16 protein-coding genes are annotated in these 19,515 nt (G+C 67.3%); 9 read left to right on the forward strand and 7 right to left on the reverse strand.

Features of this window, described 5'->3' with window-relative positions; all coding sequences use genetic code 11:
* Window positions 1-11 precede the first annotated feature (11 nt).
* Window positions 12-1,220, forward strand: coding sequence for an MFS transporter (locus tag ABIB49_RS13775; RefSeq protein ID WP_354157171.1), 1,209 nt, complete (start codon window positions 12-14; stop codon window positions 1,218-1,220).
* Between the two features lie 110 nt (window positions 1,221-1,330).
* Here ABIB49_RS13775 and ABIB49_RS13780 read toward each other — a convergent pair whose 3' ends face one another.
* Window positions 1,331-2,290, reverse strand: a complete 960-nt coding sequence (locus tag ABIB49_RS13780) for a phosphatase PAP2 family protein (RefSeq protein ID WP_226775716.1) — start codon at window positions 2,288-2,290, stop codon at window positions 1,331-1,333.
* An 83-nt stretch (window positions 2,291-2,373) separates the two neighbouring features.
* Between ABIB49_RS13780 and ABIB49_RS13785 the strand changes: the two genes are divergently transcribed.
* The 4 genes from ABIB49_RS13785 (at window position 2,374) to menD (ending at window position 9,330) form a co-directional block, all read left to right on the forward strand.
* Window positions 2,374-3,453, forward strand: coding sequence for an o-succinylbenzoate synthase (locus ABIB49_RS13785; RefSeq protein WP_282358587.1), 1,080 nt, complete (start codon window positions 2,374-2,376; stop codon window positions 3,451-3,453).
* Between the two features lie 72 nt (window positions 3,454-3,525).
* On the forward strand, window positions 3,526-5,610 hold the full coding sequence (locus tag ABIB49_RS13790) for a PhoX family protein (protein WP_282358586.1): 2,085 nt from the start codon (window positions 3,526-3,528) through the stop codon (window positions 5,608-5,610).
* Window positions 5,611-5,854: 244 nt separating this feature from the next.
* Entirely contained in the window at window positions 5,855-7,627 is a 1,773-nt protein-coding gene (gene argS / locus ABIB49_RS13795) for an arginine--tRNA ligase (RefSeq protein WP_354157172.1), read from the forward strand.
* On the forward strand, window positions 7,624-9,330 hold the full coding sequence (gene menD / locus ABIB49_RS13800; protein ID WP_282358584.1) for a 2-succinyl-5-enolpyruvyl-6-hydroxy-3-cyclohexene-1-carboxylic-acid synthase: 1,707 nt from the start codon (window positions 7,624-7,626) through the stop codon (window positions 9,328-9,330). Before argS ends, menD begins: the two co-directional genes overlap by 4 nt.
* A 160-nt stretch (window positions 9,331-9,490) precedes the next feature.
* On the opposite strand, the gene ABIB49_RS13805 is transcribed toward menD, so the two are convergent.
* The 4 genes from ABIB49_RS13805 to ABIB49_RS13820 form a co-directional block, all read right to left on the reverse strand.
* Entirely contained in the window at window positions 9,491-10,267 is a 777-nt protein-coding gene (locus tag ABIB49_RS13805; RefSeq protein WP_282358583.1) for an amino acid ABC transporter ATP-binding protein, read from the reverse strand.
* Window positions 10,264-11,187, reverse strand: coding sequence for an amino acid ABC transporter permease (locus ABIB49_RS13810; RefSeq protein ID WP_354157173.1), 924 nt, complete (start codon window positions 11,185-11,187; stop codon window positions 10,264-10,266). Before ABIB49_RS13810 ends, ABIB49_RS13805 begins: the two co-directional genes overlap by 4 nt.
* 86 nt (window positions 11,188-11,273) lie before the next feature.
* Entirely contained in the window at window positions 11,274-12,227 is a 954-nt protein-coding gene (locus ABIB49_RS13815; RefSeq protein WP_354157174.1) for an ABC transporter substrate-binding protein, read from the reverse strand.
* Window positions 12,228-12,461: 234 nt separating this feature from the next.
* Window positions 12,462-13,784: an isochorismate synthase gene (locus ABIB49_RS13820; RefSeq protein WP_354157175.1), complete on the reverse strand. Its 1,323-nt coding sequence runs from the start codon at window positions 13,782-13,784 to the stop codon at window positions 12,462-12,464.
* Window positions 13,785-13,871: 87 nt separating this feature from the next.
* Between ABIB49_RS13820 and ABIB49_RS13825 the strand changes: the two genes are divergently transcribed.
* From ABIB49_RS13825 to ABIB49_RS13835, 3 genes are read left to right on the forward strand one after another with little or no spacing between them, the layout of a single operon-like run.
* Window positions 13,872-14,657 carry a demethylmenaquinone methyltransferase gene (locus tag ABIB49_RS13825; RefSeq protein ID WP_354157176.1) on the forward strand — a complete coding sequence of 262 codons (786 nt, stop codon included), beginning with the start codon at window positions 13,872-13,874 and terminating at the stop codon, window positions 14,655-14,657.
* A 12-nt stretch (window positions 14,658-14,669) separates the two neighbouring features.
* On the forward strand, window positions 14,670-16,025 hold the full coding sequence (locus ABIB49_RS13830; RefSeq protein ID WP_283480220.1) for a geranylgeranyl reductase family protein: 1,356 nt from the start codon (window positions 14,670-14,672) through the stop codon (window positions 16,023-16,025).
* Window positions 16,022-17,122 carry a polyprenyl synthetase family protein gene (locus ABIB49_RS13835; protein ID WP_226775705.1) on the forward strand — a complete coding sequence of 367 codons (1,101 nt, stop codon included), beginning with the start codon at window positions 16,022-16,024 and terminating at the stop codon, window positions 17,120-17,122. The genes ABIB49_RS13830 and ABIB49_RS13835 overlap by 4 nt, the downstream gene beginning before the upstream one ends.
* 358 nt (window positions 17,123-17,480) lie before the next feature.
* Here ABIB49_RS13835 and ABIB49_RS13840 read toward each other — a convergent pair whose 3' ends face one another.
* Window positions 17,481-17,909 (reverse strand): hypothetical protein, encoded by a 429-nt coding sequence (locus tag ABIB49_RS13840; RefSeq protein WP_226775704.1) that lies wholly within the window; start codon window positions 17,907-17,909, stop codon window positions 17,481-17,483.
* Between the two features lie 14 nt (window positions 17,910-17,923).
* On the reverse strand, window positions 17,924-18,595 hold the full coding sequence (locus ABIB49_RS13845; protein WP_282358575.1) for a trimeric intracellular cation channel family protein: 672 nt from the start codon (window positions 18,593-18,595) through the stop codon (window positions 17,924-17,926).
* 62 nt (window positions 18,596-18,657) lie between these two features.
* On the opposite strand from ABIB49_RS13845, the gene ABIB49_RS13850 reads away from it, so the two are divergent.
* Window positions 18,658-19,392 (forward strand): sirohydrochlorin chelatase, encoded by a 735-nt coding sequence (locus tag ABIB49_RS13850; RefSeq protein WP_354157177.1) that lies wholly within the window; start codon window positions 18,658-18,660, stop codon window positions 19,390-19,392.
* Window positions 19,393-19,515: the final 123 nt, after the last annotated feature.

Consider the following 19,515-nt stretch of genomic DNA (forward strand, 5'->3'; position numbering starts at 1 on the left):
GGATGAAGGGGATGACCACGCATACCGCCCCCTTCAGTCTCCGCAGCATCGCCGTCCCGGCCTTCGGCCCGGCCCTGCTGTTCAGCATCGGCGAGGGAGCGATCCTGCCCGTTGTGGCGCTGTCGGCCCGCGACCTCGGTGCTTCGGTGGCCGTCGCCGCCTTGGTGGTCACCTTGATCGGCCTCGGCTCTTGGCTCTTCAACCTCCCCGCCTCGTTCATCACCCTGAAGTTCGGCGAACGCTGGGCCATTGTCGGCGCCGCGGCCGCGGCCGCCGTCGCCCTTGCCGCCGCGGCACTGGCTCCCGGGATGCCCGGGGGGCTCTGGTTGCTCGCTGGTGCGATGCTCGTCGTTGGTATGGCGGCGAGCGTCTTCGCACTGGCCCGGCAGAAGTACCTGACCGAGGCGGTACCGGTGCTGCTCAGGGCGCGTGCCCTATCCACGCTCGGCGGCGTCAACCGGGTTGGCATCTTTATCGGACCCTTCATCGGCGCTGCAGTGATGCAGTTCGCCGGCATCACCGGCGCCTACTGGGTCGGAGTTGTGGCGATGGCCGCGGCCGCGGCCCTGTCGGTGACCATCCCGGACCTTGTGGCCACGCCGGCGGTGGACGGTGTCCCCGTCCGGCAGGCGACGCTGCGCAGTGTGGCCGTCTCCCACGCCGGGGTTTTCCTGACCGTCGGCATGGGCGTGCTGCTGCTCAGTGCGCTGCGGGCGTCCCGGCAGGTGGTGGTCCCGCTCTGGGCCGAGCACCTCGGGATGGACGCGACCCAGGCGTCGCTGATCTACGGGCTCTCCGGTGCCATCGACATGCTGGTCTTCTACCCGGCGGGCAAACTCATGGACCGCAAGGGACGGCAGTGGGTGGCTGTTCCCTCTACCCTCATCATGGGCGCGGCCATGCTGCTGATCCCGCTTAGCTCCGGCTTTGTGGGGCTGCTGCTCGCGGCTCTGCTGATCGGTTTTGGCAACGGGATCAGTTCGGGCCTGAACATGACGCTGGGGGCGGACTTCTCACCGGACAACGGCCGCGGACAGTTCCTGGGCATCTGGCGGTTTATGGCCGACGCCGGCGCCACCGGCGGCCCGGTGCTGCTCTCAGGCGTTACCGCGCTGGCCTCGCTCGGGGCCGGGGTAGCCGCCACCGGAGTGCTCGGCTTCGCGGCAGCTGCGGTCTTCGCCGTTACCATCCCCCGGCTCAAGCACCGGCGCAACTACTGAAGCTACTGGCACCGCGGCGCCGGAGCCCAACTAGCTCGCAGTAAACGTCGTTTTCAGCGCTCAAAACGACCTTTGCTGCGAGCTAGTTGGGGTGCACATGTCGCGGGGCCTCAGCGCAACGGTGCGCTCCGCCGTCGTGCAGCGTGCCCAAACAGCCACACCCCGGCGACCGTGGCCAAGTAGCCGGAAATGACAATCAGTGACGTGCCGGCCCAGAAATAGTTTGTGGTGCTGCTTTCCTGGCCCGGGCCAGGCGCAATCCTCAGCAACGAGTAGCTGGCCACCGCCGCCGCGGCGAGCCCGGCCAGCGCCGGCAGCGCCAGCCACAGCCGCGAGGAGGCCCAGAATATCCCGTAGCCGTCCCAGACGTTCCAGCGCGGCCCGTTGCGGATAATCAGCCAGCCTGCGGGGAGCATAAACACCGCCACGACCAGGAAGGCCGCCACCACGTCAGCGGGACGGTGCCACTGGTTGATCAGGGTGGACACCCCCGTGGCGACGGCGAAGCTGCCGCCGAGGAAACCAGCCAGCGGCCGCCAGCGCGGCGATACCATCAGGAACACGGCGGCCGCAGCGGATGCCGCCAGGGTGGTGTGCCCGGAAGGCAGGGAATTCAGTTCCAGGGTTTCGATCCCGCGGAAGGGCCGGACCGGAACGATGCTTTTCAGGACCTGGGTAGCCACGTTGGCGCCAACACAGGCTGCCACGGCGATCCCAGCGGCTGCCCAGCGCCGCTTCAGCACGGTGACAACGAGGACCACCACCGTGGCGATCAGCAAGGACAGTGCCGGCAGCCAGTCCAGGAACCTGGTGGCGGCCTTGCCTGCCGCGCCGTGGATATCCCCGGCCTCCACCAGGGCAGACTCGTCGATGAACTGGCCCGTGGTGGTCCGGACAAAGAAATAGTACGTTGCGGCGAGGGCCGCCATGCTGCCGAGGACGGCCAGCAGGAACAGGAACCCCGTTGCCCGGCCCGGCGTCCCTTCAGGAACGTGCCGAGGTGCGGCAGAGCGCGGCCGCGGGTACCCCGAAGCCGGATCCATGCTTGTGCGTTCCTGCCGAAAACTCATGACTATCAGAATCCCATAAATCCCTGCGAAGTATCTGGGACCACCGGCGTGGACCCGCGCGGGACCCCCGGTACAGTAAATTCATGCCCACCCCATCAGTACCGCCGCTGCACGTTCCCGGAGGCCACGGCCCTGCTGAGACGGTGCGGCTCCCGCAACTGGACGAGCTCCTCGCCGGCGCCCATGTGGTGAGCCTGCCCATGCGGGTGAAGTTCCGCGGCATCCTCCAGCGCGAGGCCCTGCTGCTGGATGGCCCGCTGGGCTGGGCCGAATTCTGCCCCTTCCCCGAATACGGCGACTTGGAGGCCTCCCGCTGGCTCCTCGCCGCCATCGAAGCCGGGTGGGAGGGTTTCCCGGCGCCGCTGCGGACCAGCATCCCCGTCAATGCCACGGTCCCCGCCATCGCAGCGGACCGGGTACCGGACATTCTGGCCCGCTTTGGCCGGGTGGACGCCGTCAAAATTAAGGTCGCCGAACCAGGGCAGACCCTGGCGGACGATGCTGCCCGGGTGGACGCCGTCCGCGAGGCGCTCCCGGGTGCGGCCATCCGGGTCGACGCTAACGGCGGTTGGGACGTACCTGCTGCCGTGGCGGCCTTGACGCGGCTGTCCGCCGTCGGACTGGAATACGCCGAACAGCCCGTGCCGGATATCGCCGGCCTCGCCGAGGTCCGCCGGCGCCTGCGCGCCAGCGGACTTCCGGTGCTGATCGCCGCGGACGAAAGCGTGCGCAAGGAAGAGGACCCGCTCAAGGTGGCCCGTGCCGGTGCCGCGGACCTGATCGTCGTGAAGGTGGCGCCGCTGGGGGGAGTACGGCGTGCGCTGGAGATCGTGGCGCAGGCCGGGCTGCCCGCCGTCGTCAGCTCGGCGCTGGACACCTCGGTGGGAATCCGCGCCGGGCTGGCGCTTGCCGCCGCGCTTCCGGAGCTTCCATACGCCTGCGGGCTGGGAACCGTGACCCTGCTGGCCGCCGACGTCACCCGGGATCCGCTGATCCCCGACGACGGCGCCATCACCCTCCGCGAGGTCACCGCCGACCCGGACCTGCTGGCGGAGTACGCCGCCGCGCCGGAGCGCCGCGACTGGTGGCTGGACCGCCTGCGCCGGGTCCACACGCTCCTTTCGGACCGGGGCCGGCCGCAGGTTCACCGGAACGTCACCTAGCAGACGCCTTGAGGTCGTGTTGGGCTGGAAGGGTGGACGGGATCACAGCCACCCCCTCGGAAGGTCGCCCCCATGTCTGTTTCCTCCGGACGCACGTTTTCCCTACTCCCGATGCTCGGCCACACCAAAGGCAAACGCAGCGCCGTCACCTGCGCGCTGAAATGCGACAACGCCTGTTCGGGTGAAGTGTGCAACACCAGCTCGAACAGCTACTTCCGCGACATTGCCTCCGCCACCATGTCCCGCCGCGCCGCACTGGGCTTCGGTGCCGCCGGCGCCTTGGCGATCGCCTTCGGCGGGGCCCTCGGCTCACCGGAGTCCGCAGTGGCCGACGGCGGCCCCGGACTGGCCGCCGCCGCGAAGGACGGCTTCGGGAAGTCCAAGCTGAAGTTCACCGCGATCGCCCCCGTTGATGCCGCCGTCGACGCCTTCACCGTGCCGGAAGGCTTCGGCTGGCAGCCGATCATCCGCTGGGGTGACCCGTTGTTCAACGATGCTCCGGCGTTTGATCTGAATGGCCAGACCGCGGCCGCCCAGGCCCGCCAGTTCGGCTACAACAACGACTACACCGACATCCTGCCGCTGGAGGGTTCCAAGGACCGCCGCGCAGTGCTCTTCACAAACCACGAATACACCAACGAGTCGATCATGTTCCCGGCGTCCCTGCCCGCGGCTGAGGGGCGCGCCATCGGCCGCGCCGCCCACGGTCTGACCGTCGTCGAGCTGGAACGCAAAAACAAGAACAAGCCGTGGAGCTACGTCAAGGGCGCCAAGCTCAACCGGCGCTACCTCTCCGACACCGCCTACGAACTCACCGGACCCGTCGCCGGTTCCCCGTTGGTCCGCACCGTGGCCGATCCCGCCGGCCGTTCCATCCTGGGCACGCTGGGGAACTGCTCCGGCGGCACCACGCCGTGGGGCACCATCCTCTCCGGTGAGGAGAACTTCAACGGCTACTTCGTCTCTGCCGGCACCTCGGACTCGGACAAGCGCTACGGGTTGACCAGCAAGCCCACCGCCCGCCAGTGGGAACTCGACGATCCCCGCTTCGACGCCCGCACCCCCGGCTTCGAAAACGAGACCAACCGCTTCGGCTGGATCGTCGAAGTCGACCCCCTTGATCCCACGTCGACGCCGAAGAAGCACTCCGCCCTGGGCCGCTTCAAGCACGAAGGGGCCAACGTCATTGTGGCCAAGTCCGGCCATGTAGTGGCCTACATGGGAGACGATGAACGTTTCGACTACCTCTACAAGTTCGTTTCTGCGCAGAAGTACGTTGAAGGCAACCGCAAGCACAACATGACCCTGCTCTCCGCCGGGGACCTCTACGTTGCCAAGTTCACTGGCGACTCCCCGGCCGGGGAGATCGACGGCTCGGGCAAGCTCCCCACGGACGGCGCCTTCGATGGATCCGGCCAGTGGCTGCCGCTGGTGGTCGGCGGCAAATCGATGGTCGCGGGCATGAGCGTCGAGGAAGTCCTGGTCTACACCCGCCTGGCGGCTGACAAGGTCGGACCTACCAAAATGGACCGCTGCGAGGACGTCCAGCCGAGCCTGCACACCGGCAAGGTCTACGTGGCCTGCACGAACAACACGGACCGCGGCAAGGCCGGCAAGGAAGGCGCCACCGAACCCAACCCGCGCAACCTCAACCGCGACGGCCACATCGTGGAAATCACCGAACGCGGCGACCAGACCTCCACGGGCTTTGACTGGAACCTGCTGTTGGTCTGCGGCGATCCGGCCCAGAATAAGTCCGCCTACTTCAGCGGCTTCCCGGCGGACCAGGTCTCGCCGATTTCCTGCCCGGATAACCTGGCGTTCGACTCCGTCGGCAACCTGTGGATCTCCACCGACGGCGCGCCGTCCACCACGGGCCAGGCCGACGGGCTGTTCAAGGTCACCCTCGACGGCGCCGAACGCGGTCGGGTGGAGCAGTTCCTGGCTGTGCCGCGGGACGCCGAGACCTGCGGCCCCATCGTCCACGATGAAGAGCGCACCGTGTTCGTCGCCGTACAGCACCCGGGCGAGGACGGCTCGTTCGAGGCGCAGAACTCGTTCTTCCCGGACTATGTTGCTGCCGGTACATCGCCCAAGCCTGGCCAGGTGCGCGCCCCGCGCCCCTCCGTGGTCCAGGTCTTCCGTACCCACGACTGACCGCCCCATCCCCTCCCGACGCTCCCGCAGGTTAGGCGGGTTTCGGGCGGACGCTCCCGCACCTTTCGCGGGCATTGAGTCGACGCTCCCTCACGTTGCGCCTTCGGGCGGCCGGACGTGAGGGAGCGTTTGCTGTTTGGGCGCCGGACGTGAGGGAGCGTTTGCTGTTTGGGCGCAGGAGCTGAGGGAGCGTCGGGGGTGTGGCGGAACTGATAATTTGAACAGTGTGAATAATCCGGCCGAAATGGTTGTCCCCAGAGTCCAGGCAGCAATTGCCAGCGCGTTCGGCGAAGAGTACCGCGGCACGGATCCGGTGGTCAGGCCCTCACAATTCGCGGACATCCAGATCAACGCGGCCATGGCGCTGGCCAAGAGGGTCGGCATGCCGCCGCGCGAGGCCGCTGCGAAGATCGTCGACGCACTGGACCTGGACGGGATCTGCACGGCGACCGAGATCTCCGGACCCGGCTTTATCAACCTCACCTTCGACGGCACCTGGATCGAAGAGCTGCTAAACGCCGAGTCTGCCGGCACCCCGGACGTGCCGGCCGCGGCGGCCCGGCGCGTCGTCGTCGACTATTCTTCCCCGAACGTCGCCAAGGAAATGCACGTCGGCCACCTGCGGACCACTGTGGTGGGGGACAGCCTGGTGAAGGTCTTCGAAGCGCTGGGGGACACCGTCATCCGGCAGAACCACATTGGCGACTGGGGCACGCCGTTCGGGATGCTGATCGAACACTGGCTGGAGATCGGCGAGGACTCCCCGGCGGCCGCGCTGCTGGTCGATGACCCCAGCGCCTTCTACCAGGCCGCCCGCGCCAAGTTCGATGCCTCCGCCGCCGAGGAGGGCGGCTTCGCGACCCGCGCGCGGCTCCGGGTGGTGGCACTCCAGGGCGGCGACGAGGAAACCTTCGCCGTCTGGCAGCGCCTCGTGGCCCAGTCCAAGCGCTACTTCAACGCCATCTACTCGGTGCTGGGCATCAGCCTCACGGACGACCACATCGCGGGCGAAAGCTCCTACGATGCGCACTTGGCACAGTTGTGCCGGGAACTTGAGGACCGCGGCCTTGCCCGGATCAGCGACGGCGCGCTGTGCACCTTCCCGGCGGGCTTCACCGGCCGTGACGGGGAGCCCATGCCGCTTATCATCCGGAAGTCCGACGGCGGCTACGGTTACGGCACAACGGACCTTGCCACGATCCGCTACCGGGTCCGCGAGCTTGCGGCAGACCGCGTCCTGTACGTCGTGGGTGCGCCGCAGAACATGCACCTGCGTATGGTCATGGCCACTGCCCGCGACGCCGGCTGGCTGCCCGACACGGTTGAGGCCGTGCACGTCCAAATCGGCAACGTGCTGGGGGAGGACGGGAAGATCCTGAAGTCCCGCTCCGGCGCCCCGGTCAAACTAATGGCCTTGCTGGCGGAAGCGGTAGACCGCGCCCGCGCCGTCATCGACGCCAGCCGGCCGGAGCTCACCGAGTCCGAACGCGCCCTGACCGCCCGTCAGGTGGGTATCGGCGCGGTCAAGTACGCGGACCTCTCCGTGGGCCACGACACCGAGTACGTCTTTGACTTCGACCGGATGCTGGCCCTCAGCGGCAACACCGGCCCTTACGTGCAGTACGCCGCCGCCAGGATCCGTTCGATCCTGCGCAAGGCCGGCGTCCTCGAGCAGTACGCCGTCACCAACACCGGCACCGGCACCGATACCGACGGCGACGGCGGAACGACGGCCACCCCGATCGCCGTCGTCGAGCCCGCCGAACGAGCACTTGCCCTGCACCTACTCGAATACAGTGCCGCGCTGCACAAGGTTCGTGAGGTACTGGAACCGCACCGGCTGTGCACCTATCTGTTCGAGCTCGCGCAGCTCTTCACCACCTTCTACGACCAGTGCCCGGTGCTAAAATCCGAGGACTCGGTGCGCGAGTCCCGCCTGGCCCTGTGCGCCGTGGTCCTGGGCCGCCTGTCCGAGGGCCTGGACTTGCTGGGCATCGAGACGCCGGAGAACATGTGAACCCGGACGAACTGACGGCGCTGGATTCCGCCCGGATCGCTGTCGCTGCACTCCTGCTCGAAGGGGTCCGCTACGTGGTGGTGGCGCCGGGCTCGCGCTCTGCACCAATGGCCTACGCCCTGGCCGAGGCAGACGCGGCGGGGCGGGTGGAGCTGCTGGTCCGGATCGATGAGCGCGACGCCGGCTTCACGGCGCTCGGGCTGGCCCTCGCCACCGGCGCACCCGCGGCCGTGCTCACCACGTCCGGAACCGCCGTCGGCAATCTCCTGCCGGCCGTGATGGAGGCAAACCACGCAGCCGTCCCCCTGGTGGTGATTTCCGCCGACCGTCCCGTGGAACTCCGCGGGACCGGCGCCAACCAAACCACCGCGCAACTGGACCTCTTCGGCGAGCATGTCCGCTTCGCCGCGGACGTGCCCGCCGGCGACGACCCGCGGCGCGCCGTCGAGACCGCCCTCAGCGCCGCCACGGGAGCCTTTGCGGACGCCCCGCCCGGACCGGTGCAGCTCAACCTGGCCTTCCGTGACCCCTTGGTTCCGGCTCCGGGCGACAGCCTGCCGCCCGAGTCCGGCCGCCGGGTATACCGGGCACCCCGCGGCCCGCTGGCCCTCGATTTCCCCCCGGTCGCTGACAACCTGCCCGAACGGCGGACAGTGGTGCTCGCCGGGCACGACGCCGGCCCGGTGGCCGAAGCCTTTGCCCGCGCCCATGGCCTGCCGCTGCTGGCAGAGCCGTCCTCCAATGCCCGGTTCGGACCAAACGCGGTGGGGCCCTACCGGCTCCTGCTGGCGGCTTTTGGCCCGGACTCCGGGCAGCCCATCGAGCGGGTGGTGCTCTTCGGCCGGCCGACCCTCTCGCGGCCGGTCAGCGAGTTGCTGGCCCGCGCGGACGTCCCTTCTGCCCTGTACCAACCGGTTCCGGTGGCCTGGTACGAGCCCGGCCGCCGAACCGAACTTCCACTCGAGACCCTGGCGGACCTGGCCGAGTTTGCCGGCCGGGGCTCCTCCGCCTGGCTGGATGCCTGGCTGCTGGCCGGGGCCGCCGCCCAACACGCCGTCGACCTGGTCCTGTCCGGATCCGCCGCTGCCACCGGTCCCGCCGTCGGCGCGCTGGTCTGGGAGCATTCGCGCGGACAGCTTATGCTCGGCTCCTCCAACGGCATCCGCGACGTCGACCTCGCCGGCGCGCCTGCCCCCGAGCCCGGTGCCACGGTCTACGCCAACCGCGGCCTCGCCGGAATCGACGGCACGGTGGCCACGGCCACTGGCATTGCCGTGGGCGGAATGCAGGCCACCACGGTGCTGCTGGGTGATGTTACGTTCCTGCACGACGCCGGCGGGTTGCTGCTCGGCGCAGGGGAAGAGGAGCCTGCGCTGCGGATCGTGGTCCTTAACGACGCCGGCGGGGCCATTTTCGGGCTGCTGGAACACGGCGCCGTCGAAGCCGCGGGCCGCTACGGCACCGCCGTCGAACGCCTATTCGGTACTCCGCACAGCGTGGACATCGCCGCACTGGCGGCCGCTTACGGAGTTGCACACCGTTCAGTCAGTACGACGGCGGAACTCGCCCGGGCGCTGGCCGAGCCGTGGGCGGGCCGGGTCATCATCGAGGTGCGCACGGACCGTCGCGGACTGCGGGAGCTGCACACACGCATCAGGGCCGCAGTGGGCGACGCGGTGGTAGGAGTGATCGCCGCGGAATAGGCGGGCGGCCGTCGCGGCCGGACTGAAATGCGTCAGGCGGGACGCCCCGCGCTGCGACGGCAACGGCGATGCCTTACGACGCGGAAAAGTCCCGTCGCTTCCGAATTCCGGTAGCGACGGGACTTTTGCGCAACGTGGGGCGAAATCCCGGACGGGCCGCCTAGAGGACCCGGCTGAGGAACTCCTTGGTGCGCGGGTGCTGCGGGTTGGCGAGGATCTCGCGGGGGTCTCCCGTTTCCACCACAACACCGGCGTCCATAAACGTCAAGCGGTCGCCGACTTCGCGGGCGAAGCCGATTTCGTGAGTCACCACGATCATTGTTATGCCTGACTTGGCAAGGTCCTTCATGACCTCCAGCACGTCGCCCACGAGCTCGGGGTCCAACGCGGACGTGGGCTCATCGAACAGCATCAGCTGGGGGTCCATCGCCAGGGCCCGGGCGATTGCCACCCGCTGCTGCTGGCCGCCCGAGAGCTGGGACGGATAGTGGCCCGAATGGTCCGCAAGGCCCACGCGATCCAGCAGTTCCATCGCCCGCTTTCGCGCGGAATCCCGGGACTGGCCCTTGACCTGGACCGGCGCCTCCATGACGTTGTAGAGGGCGGTTTTGTGCGGGAACAGGTTGAAGCGCTGGAACACCATGCCGATCTCGCGGCGCTGGGCCGCGATCTGCTTGGTTTTGAGGTCGTGGAGCCGGCCGTTGACTTCGCGGTAGCCGATCAGGTTCCCACCCACGGAGATACGGCCCGCGCTGATGGTCTCCAGCAGGTTCACGCACCTCAGCATGGTGGATTTGCCGGAACCGGACGGGCCGATGACCACTGACACCTCGCCTTGGTTCACCTCCAGGTCAATGCCGCGCAGCACGTGGTGCTGGCCGTAGAACTTATGGAGGCCTTCGATCCGCACCAGCGGTTCCTTGGTGGCCGTCGTCATTTTGCCTCCTCCTCGGGAATGTCCTTCTTCAAGGCCGGCTTGGCCGCGCCGCTTGGCGCACCGGCTGCGGCGGCTTTTGCTGCCGCCGGGTTGATGGCGGCCGGGGCAAGGTTGTCCACGCCCTTGCCGTAGTAGGCCTCGATGAAGTGCTGGCCAACCATCAGCAGGCTGGTGATCACCAGGTACCAGATAGCCGCCACAATCAGCAGCGGCACCGGAAGATAGGTCCGGTTGGCCAGGGTATTCGTGGCAAATGTCAGGTCCAGGGTGAACGGCACGGCCAGGACGAGAGAGGTCGTCTTAAGCATGCCGATCGTTTCATTGCCGGTGGGTGGCACAATCACCCGCATGGCCTGCGGCAGGATGATCCGCCACATGATCTTGGTCTTGCCCATGCCCAGGGCCTCGGCGGCTTCCGCCTGGCCGCGGTCCACTGACTTGAGGCCGGCCCGGAAGATTTCCGCCAGGTAGGCTGACTCGTTCAGGCCCAGGCCCAGGATGGCCGCGACAGTGACAGTGATGACAGTGCTGGTGTCCACGCTGAACCACTCGGGTCCGAACGGGATGCCGGCGGTGATCTTGGGGTACAGGACGGAGATCAGGCCCCAGAAGACCAGCTGGGTGTAGACCGGAGTGCCCCGGAAGAACCAGACCCAGGCCCAGCTGGACCAGCGGAAGACCGGGTTCTCCGACTGGCGCATAAAGGCCAGCAGGATGGCAAGGATGATCGCCAGGACCATGGAGGCCACTGTGAGCACCAGCGTCCAGCCGATGCCCTGCACTACCTTGATATCCAGGATGTAGGTCCCTACGATATCCCAGCGGAAGTTGCTGTTGGTGACCAGGCTCTGCAGGAACAGGGCGAGGACGGCGAGGATGATGATGGCGCTGATCCAGCGGCCCGGATGCCGAACGGGCACCGGATGGTTCAGTATTACCGGGGCGTCGAGATCTTCGTGCCTACTGCCCAGCTGCGCGCCTGGGGTGTGGCCGGTTGCGGGAAGACTCACGAGCCGGCCGCCGGGTTGACCTCTGACTTGGTGATGGCGCCTTCGGCGTTGCCCCAGCCTTCGAGGATCTTCTTGTACGAGCCGTTCTCGATGAGCTGGGCGACGGTCTTCTGGATGACCTCGGCCAGGGCCATGTCCGACTTGGCCACTGCGATCCCCTGCGGCGCGGCGTCATAGACGTCACCGATCTTTTCGATCTGGCCGTTGGTCTGGGTGGCGGCGTAGCCAGTGATCGGCGAATCGGCTGCCATCGCATCGACGCTGCCGTTGACCAGCCGTGTGGTGATGTCCGTCTGGTTCTTCAGCGTCACGACGTTGATGGGCTGCTTGCCGTCCGCTTCGCACTTTTTGTTACGGTCCGACAGGTCCGGATCTTCCTGGACGGTACCGGTCTGCACGCCGACGGACTTGCCGCAAAGATCATCCAGCGAGACTTTCTTCGGGTTGCCCTTCTGCACGGCCCAAGCGGTACCGGCGTTGAAGTAGCTGACCATGTTGACAGCGCCGAGTCGCTCCGGGTTGATCGTGAAGGAGGAGATGCCGAGGTCGTACTTCGGGCCGAGGGCCGGGAGGATGCCGGTGAATTCGGACGTCTGGACCTGGACCTTCAGGCCCAGGGTGGCGCCGATAGCCTTGGCAATGTCGACGTCGTAACCCACCGCGGTCTGGCCGTCGTTGCCGAGGAATTCCGCGGGGGCGTAGGTGGTGTCCGAGCCCACGGTCAGTGTGCCCTTGGACTTGATCGCCTCAGGGACCATGGCCGCCAGGGCGTCGTCCTTTTTGACAGTGGTGGGGTCGAAGCTTTCCTTGGCACTGCCGGACGCGGACGGCCCGCCGGTGGTGCCGGTCTCGGAGGCATTGGTGCAGGCCGTCAAGGCCAATGCGCTCACCGCGAGGACCGTGGCGGCCTTCAGTGCGGGGTTGCTCAGGAGTGAACGGGAGATCTGCATTTGATTACCTTTTTGTTGCTGGAGGGGTACGTAAAGAGGCCGGGTTATAGTGTAACGCCGAACATGAGATGTGCATCACAGGAAACTAAGTTTCACTATTGGATAACTAAACGAGACCCAAAAGCAAGATTCCCAACGCCAGATCTGTCTGTAATCCCGGATTTTTGCCGACCGGAACGCCGCCGTCGCCCGGTCGCTGCGCGCCGGTCGCTGTGCAGAGTCGCCGCGCGGCGTCTAGCTGCCGATGCCGAGCGACTCCAGCATGGGACGGAACTTCGCCCAGGTTTCGGCGAGCTCCATGTCCGGAACGGAGCCCTCTACAATCCCACAGCCGGCATAGAGCCGGACCGTCGCCGGGGACTCAATGACGGCGCCGCGCAGCGCGATGCCCCATTCGCCGTTGCCGGCCGCATCGAGCCAGCCGACCGGCCCGGCATAAGGACCGCGGTCCAGGTGCTCAAGTTTGCGGATCAGGGCGCCGGCCACGGTTGTCGGGGTGCCGCACACAGCCGCCGTCGGGTGCAGGGCATTGATCAGGGCCAGGCTGGTGGGCACATGGCCCTCCACCTCGGCCAGTTCCGCCTTCACATCAGAGGCCAGGTGCCAGACGTTCGGAAGTTCCAGGATAAACGGTTCGCTGTGCGCGTTCATGGCCTCGGAGAAGGGCGCCAGCTGGGTGGTCAGCGACTGGATCGCGATGTTGTGTTCGTGCCGTTGCTTCTCTGATCCGGCCAGCACGCGCTCGGCAAACTCCAGCGGGGAGCCGGCCATGCCGTCGGCGTCGCGGCGGTCCAGGGTGCCGGCCAGGACGCGGGCCTGTGCGGTGCGGCCCTCCACCTGGATCAGCATCTCCGGGGTGGCACCCACCAGTCCGTCGACACCGTAGGTCCAGCATTCGCGGTACCGGACGGCGAGTTGGCGCAGGATCTCGGCGGCACTCACACCGGCAGGAACGGTGGCGACAATGTCGCGGGCCAGCACAAGCTTCTCCAGCTCTCCGGTGCGGATCTCCGCCACACCGGCCGCCACGGCCGTCATCCATTCGGCCTCGCTCAGCGATCCGGTGCTCAGCGTCGCCTCAACCGGCGCGGCGTCTGCTCCGGCAGCTGTTGCCGGCGGGACGACGGGCGCACCGAGCCAGCGCTCCAGCGCGGCGCGTGCGCCGGCCTCGGTGAGGTCGGCGTCGTCGAACGTCAACTGCGTCAGCCAGGCCTTGCCGTCGCGCAGTCCCACAATGATTTCGGGCACAATCAGCCGTGAGGCGTGCGCGGAGGTTTTGGAGAAAGCGAAGGAGCCGAAAGCGACGGGACCGGTGCCGGGCCATTCCACCCGGTCCTCGATTTCGGCCTCGATGACCAGGTGGCGCCACCAGATGTCCGCCTCGAGGAATCGCTCCGGGCCCGTGGCGGTAAACCGGGCCACCTCGCCGAAACCAACGAGTCCGGCTTCGCGCCGCGTCCAGCAGAGCAGGTCATCCCGGACCATCAGCGACGGTACGCCCCCGGGGAATGATGCTGCATCGAGGGGGACTGTCAAGGTTCGGAACGTGCTCGTCATAGTGAGACAACACTACTCCCGCCTCCGCCGGGGGCCCTGTTCAGAGCGTGGTTAGTGGGTGTGCCGAACATTTGAGACAATGTCAGAGTGAACCGAGCATCCTTGGATAAGCGTCCGGACGAAGTAGCCACAATGTTTGACGACGTCGCGCCCAAATACGACGTCGTTAACGATGTCCTGTCGATGGGGCAGACCCGGCGTTGGCGCAAGATTGTCGTCGAGGCCATGGGTGTGAAGGCGGGCCAGCGGGTGCTTGATCTCGCCGCCGGCACGGGCACCTCCAGCGAACCGTATGCCGACTCCGGCATCGACGTGATCGCCTGCGACTTCTCGCTCGGCATGCTGAGGGTCGGCAAGCGCCGGCGCCCGGACATCGATTTCATTGCCGGTGACGCCACGCGCCTGCCCTTCGCGGACAACACCTTTGATGCCAGCACCATCTCCTTTGGTCTGCGTAACGTCAACGAGCCGAAAAAGGCCTTGGCCGAGATGCTCCGCGTCACCAAACCGGGCGGCAAGCTGGTCATCGCCGAGTTCTCCCAGCCTGTTGTCCCGCTGTGGCGCACCATGTACACCGAATACCTGATGCGCGCACTTCCCGCGATCGCCGTCAAGGTTTCCTCCAACCCGGATGCCTACGTCTACCTCGCAGAGTCCATCCGCGCCTGGCCGGACCAGGACCACCTGGCCGCGTGGCTGCAGGAGGCCGGCTGGGACAACGTCACCTACCGCAACCTCAGCGGCGGCATCGTCGCCGTGCACCGGGCCGTTAAGCCCGGCCCTGAAACAGGTCCCGGCGCGGGCGCCGCAGCACTGGCAAACCACACCGGACCCGTGGCGAAGCTGCGCCGCAACACCCGGCCCGCGCTTTAGTTCGCCGCTGCCGTGAGAGTACTGATCGTCGGAGCCGGTCCGGCCGGGTCCACCGCCGCCTACTACCTGGCCCAATCCGGCATCGACGTCACGGTCCTGGAGAAGACCAGTTTCCCCCGCGAAAAGGTCTGCGGCGACGGGCTCACCCCCCGGGCCGTCCGCGAGATCCAGAAGCTTGGCCTGCCGCACCCCGAAGCGGAGGGCTGGCGCCGCAACAAGGGCCTGCGCCTGCTTGCCGGCGGGCGCAGCATCGAACTTCCCTGGCCCGAGGTCTCCGATTTCCCGCAGTACGGGCTGATCCGGACCCGCCTAGGCTTCGATGAGGAACTGGCCCGGCACGCCCAGTCCGCGGGCGCCGTTGTGCTGGAACGGCACAGTGTCACCGAGGCGCTGCGCTCCGACGACGGCCGCGTCACCGGGGTCCGGGCCGCGCTGCTGGACGATGCCGGGCGCAAGACCGGCGAAACCCGTGACTTCAGCGCCGACGTCGTCCTCGCCGCGGACGGCAACTCCAGCCGCACCGCCGTGTCCCTGGGCATCCGGAAGCGCGATGACCGGCCGCTCGGCGTCGCCGTCCGAACCTACTTCACCAGCCCGCGGCACAACGACGACTGGATGGAAGGCTGGCTGGAGCTTCCGGGGCGCGACGGAAAGCTGCTGCCCGGCTACGGCTGGGTGTTCGGCGTCGGCGACGGCACCTCCAACGTTGGCCTCGGCATCCTGAACTCGTCCAAGGAATTCGGCAAACTGGACTACAAACAGGTGCTGCGCGAATGGACCGCGGGCATGCCCGCGGAGTGGGGATTCACCCCCGAGAACCAAGTGGGCGAGATCCGCGGCGCCGCCCTGCCGATGGGCTTCAACCGCACCCCGCACTACTCGCCGGGGCTGCTCCTGCTCGGCGACGCCGGCGGTATGGTCTCCCCGTTCAACGGGGAGGGCATTTCCTATGCCATGGAGTCCGCCCGTTTCGCTGCCGAGTTCATCATCGACGCCGCCGCCCGCTCCGCATCAGCCGGCGGGACAGACGCCGACGCGCACCTCGCACGGTATGCGGATTACGTGCGGGACCAGTGGGGTTCGCACTTCACCCTGGGCAGGGCCTTTGCTGCCCTGATCGGCAAGCCGGCTGTGATGAAACTGGCACTGCGGACGGGCATGCCCATCCCTGTCCTAATGCGTTTTGTGGTGCGTTTGCTGGCCAACCTGACCGATCCCGCGGCCAAGGGTTTCGAGGACCGTGCCATCCGGGTCTTGGAATCGCTGGTTCCGGCAACGTCCAACCAAGGCCATTCCGGCGCTGACGCTTCACCGCATTCCAGCGCCAACTCCGCGGATTCCGCAACAAAAGTTAGGGTTAACCCGTGATCAACTCTGCAGACCAAAGCTGGACGCACGCCGGGCACGGCCTGCCGAGCTCGGAACCCGACCTCAACACCACCGCGATCGCCACCGGTTTGCAGCTGCCGGCGGGCTTTGCCGCGATTGCCGGGGACGCCGACCTCGGCCCCGCGATCACCACCAACCTGGCCCGGGTGGAGAAGAAGCTGCGTGAAGCCATTGCCAACTCTGATCCGCTGGCCGATGCAACGTCGCGCCACCTTGTGGAAGCCGGCGGCAAACGGATCCGTCCGCTGCTGACCTTGCTGTGCGCGCACCTGGGTGACGCCTCCCGGCCGGCTGTGGTGCAGGCCGCCGTCGTCGTTGAGCTGACCCATCTGGCGACGCTCTACCACGACGATGTGATGGACTCCGCGCCGTTCCGCCGCGGGGCCCCCACCGCGCATGAGGTCTGGGGCAACTCCGTCGCCGTGCTGACCGGCGACCTGATCTTTGCCCGCGCGTCCATCCTGGTCTCCGAACTTGGATCCAGGGCGCTCGGCATCCAGGCCCGTACCTTTGAGCGGCTCTGCCTGGGCCAGCTTCACGAAACCGTTGGCCCGCGCCCGGACGAGGACGCCGTGGAGCACTACCTCTCGGTCATCGCGGACAAAACCGGCTCGCTGGTGGCCGCTTCCGGACAGCTGGGCGCGATCTTCTCCGGAGCCGATGAAGCCTACGAGCCGATGCTGGTTGAGTACGGCGAGAAAGTGGGTGTGGCCTTCCAGCTTGCCGACGACGTCATTGACGTCACCGGCGTCAAGGTCAAGTCCGGCAAGTCCCCGGGCACCGACCTGCGCGAGGGTGTGCCGACGCTTCCCGTCCTCCTGCTGCGGAAGGCGGCCGCGAGCGGCGACCAGTCCGCCGTCGAGCTCCTGGAGCTCATCGACGGCGACCTCAGCTCCGATGAGTCCCTCGCGGCGGCGGTCGCCGGCCTCCGGGAACACGCCGTGACGGCGGAATCCTGGGTGGTGGCACGTGCCTGGGCCGACGAGGCGATTGCGGCCCTGGCGCCGCTGCCCGAGGGTGTGGTGAAGAGCTCGCTGGCCAGCTTTGCGCTGGCCGTGGTGGACCGCGCCAGCTGATCGTGCCTGCGGCCTGCTGCCTGCTGATTCTGGCTGCCGGCAGCCGCACCCGGGCTGCCCCGGATTAAACGGAATGGCCCCGGTTCCTCACAACGTTTTAGGACATCCGTTGTGCCGAGCCGGGGCCATTTCTCCGTTCGCATCAGATTCACCGGAGGCATTTAGTGAACCCAAAAACGAGCTTATGACAAAAATGTCATGCTGTCTAGCGTGCCTGTAAATCGTTTGTCACGAGATGTTGAGGGCTTGTCCGGGCCGAGGTTCCCCCTTCAAGCTGGACCGCGGGGGCAAGTGCGGCACGCCGGACAGTCCTGCCAAAGCTGGGGAGAATTGGCGGCTGGACCGGAACCGGTGCCGCCTAGTCCTCGTCCTCGTCGTTGAAAGCCCACTCGAACATGTCAAAGACGAACTCGGAGAAAGTGCCTTCCTCGCTCTTCCACTGGCCGCGGGCGTTGTTGCGGCGGTACACGATCGGGTCCGGAACGCTGAGGTCGCCGACCCGGAAACCCCAGGTGAACTGTTCCTCCTCGTCCTCAAGGAACATCAGGAAGCCTTCGTCGTCAACTTCGAGCTCTTCGGGGTCCCAGAAATAGTGGTACGCCTCCATGATGTCCTCGCAGCCGCCGACGGCGAGGTAGAACTCCCGAAGGACCAGCGGAACCTGGAACTGGTGCTCGGCGAGGGCCGCATCCACCTCATCGGCCGGGAGGCCATCCTCTTCCTGCCATTCGTCTTCGAGATACTTCGGAACAAGCGCGCGGAACTTCTCGAGGAACATGTCAGTCATGGTTCTTATCCTAGCTAATCCTTGGCCCCGCCATCCGCTGTGTCCAGGCCGAGCCGGTGCCACCCGCGGACCGCCAGCGGGACGTGCCACTGCCGCCGCCAGGCCGTGACCCGGAAGGCGAAGACGACGGCTGCCACGGCTCCGCCGGTTGCCGCGTTAAAGGTGCCGGTGACGGAGAGGACCATGGTCAGGGTTGCGCCCGCAAAAGCAGGCAGCGCATAAAGATCCTTGGGGTCGAACAGCTGTGGAACCACATTGGCCGTGATGTCCCGGAGCAGGCCGCCGCCCACCGCCGTCGTGACCCCTAGGAGCAGCGCCGCAACGGGGTGCATCCCGGCTGACAAGGCCTTGAGGGTGCCGGTAATGCAGAACAGCGCCAGTCCGCCGGCATCAAAGAGGACCAGTAGCGAGGTGAAACGCTGGACGCTGGAGAACAGGAAGTACACCAGCACGGCGGCGAGCAACGGTGGCACCAGGTATGCCGGGTTGGTGAATGCGGCGGGCGGTCCGGCATTGATGATGATGTCACGGATGACGCCGCCGCCCAGGCTCACCACGGAGGCCAGCAGCAGGGAACCGATGATGTCGAACTGCTTGCGGGCCGCGAGCAGGGAGCCGGAGACCGCGAAGAAAAAGACACCGGCGAGGTCCAGCCAGACCAGGACAAGGCTGAAGGAAAGAGTCATGGAGGGTCCCGGTCGAGTCTCGTGAGGGCGGATAGGGCGGCTCCAAGGTTACGCTAACGGCTATGAATAGCCCCATCCTGATCGCCTGCGCCCACGGCACCTCCAGCACCGCGGGCGCCGCCGAAGTCAACGCCCTCCGGGACGGGATAGCCGCGCTGCGCCCGGGGCTCGACGTCCGCGAGGCCTATGTCGATGTCCAGGGCCCCGATCTGCCGGCCGTCGTCGCGGGCCTGCCGGCCGGGGCGACCGCCGTCGTTGTTCCGCTGCTGCTAAGCGTCGGGTACCACGTCAAGGTCGACATCGCCCGGGCGGCGAAGGACCGCGCCGGCACCCGCGCCGCCGCTCCGCTGGGACCCGATCACCGCCTCGCAGCCCTGCTGGACCGGCGGCTGCGGGAAGCCGGCGTCACCGACAACGACGCCGTGGTCCTCGCAGCAGCGGGTTCCTCCGACCCCACCGCGGCGCAGAACGTCGAGGAACTCGCGGGCCAGCTCCGCACCCTGCGTTCGAACCGGATCGTGGCCGCGTACGGCTCGGCCGCGAAGCCGTCAGTGCCTGAGGCTGTGGCCATGCTCCGTGCGGAAGCTGCAGGCGGAGCAGGCGCAGGGGAGTCCGCCGGAGCAGTGGACCTGGGTGGCCGCGTGGTCATCGCCGCGTACCTGCTGGCCCCGGGATTCTTCCACGACCAGCTTGCCAAGGCCGGCGCTGACCTGGTCACGGCAGCACTTTTGCCGTCACCGGTGCTCGCGGAAATTGCCTTGGAACGCTACGATGCCGCCCTCGCGGCAGGCACCTGAACCGGCTCCGCCAGCGCCGTCGCAATGGCCCGGGAGGGCGCCGGAATTCTGCCCCGGACATACACGGCGGCAGTGCCACTTCAAGGCTCGCCGATGCTTCGTGACGATTTGTTGCCCAAGGTG

It is taken from the genome of Arthrobacter sp. UYCu512 (assembly GCF_040547075.1).
Lineage (GTDB): Bacteria > Actinomycetota > Actinomycetes > Actinomycetales > Micrococcaceae > Arthrobacter.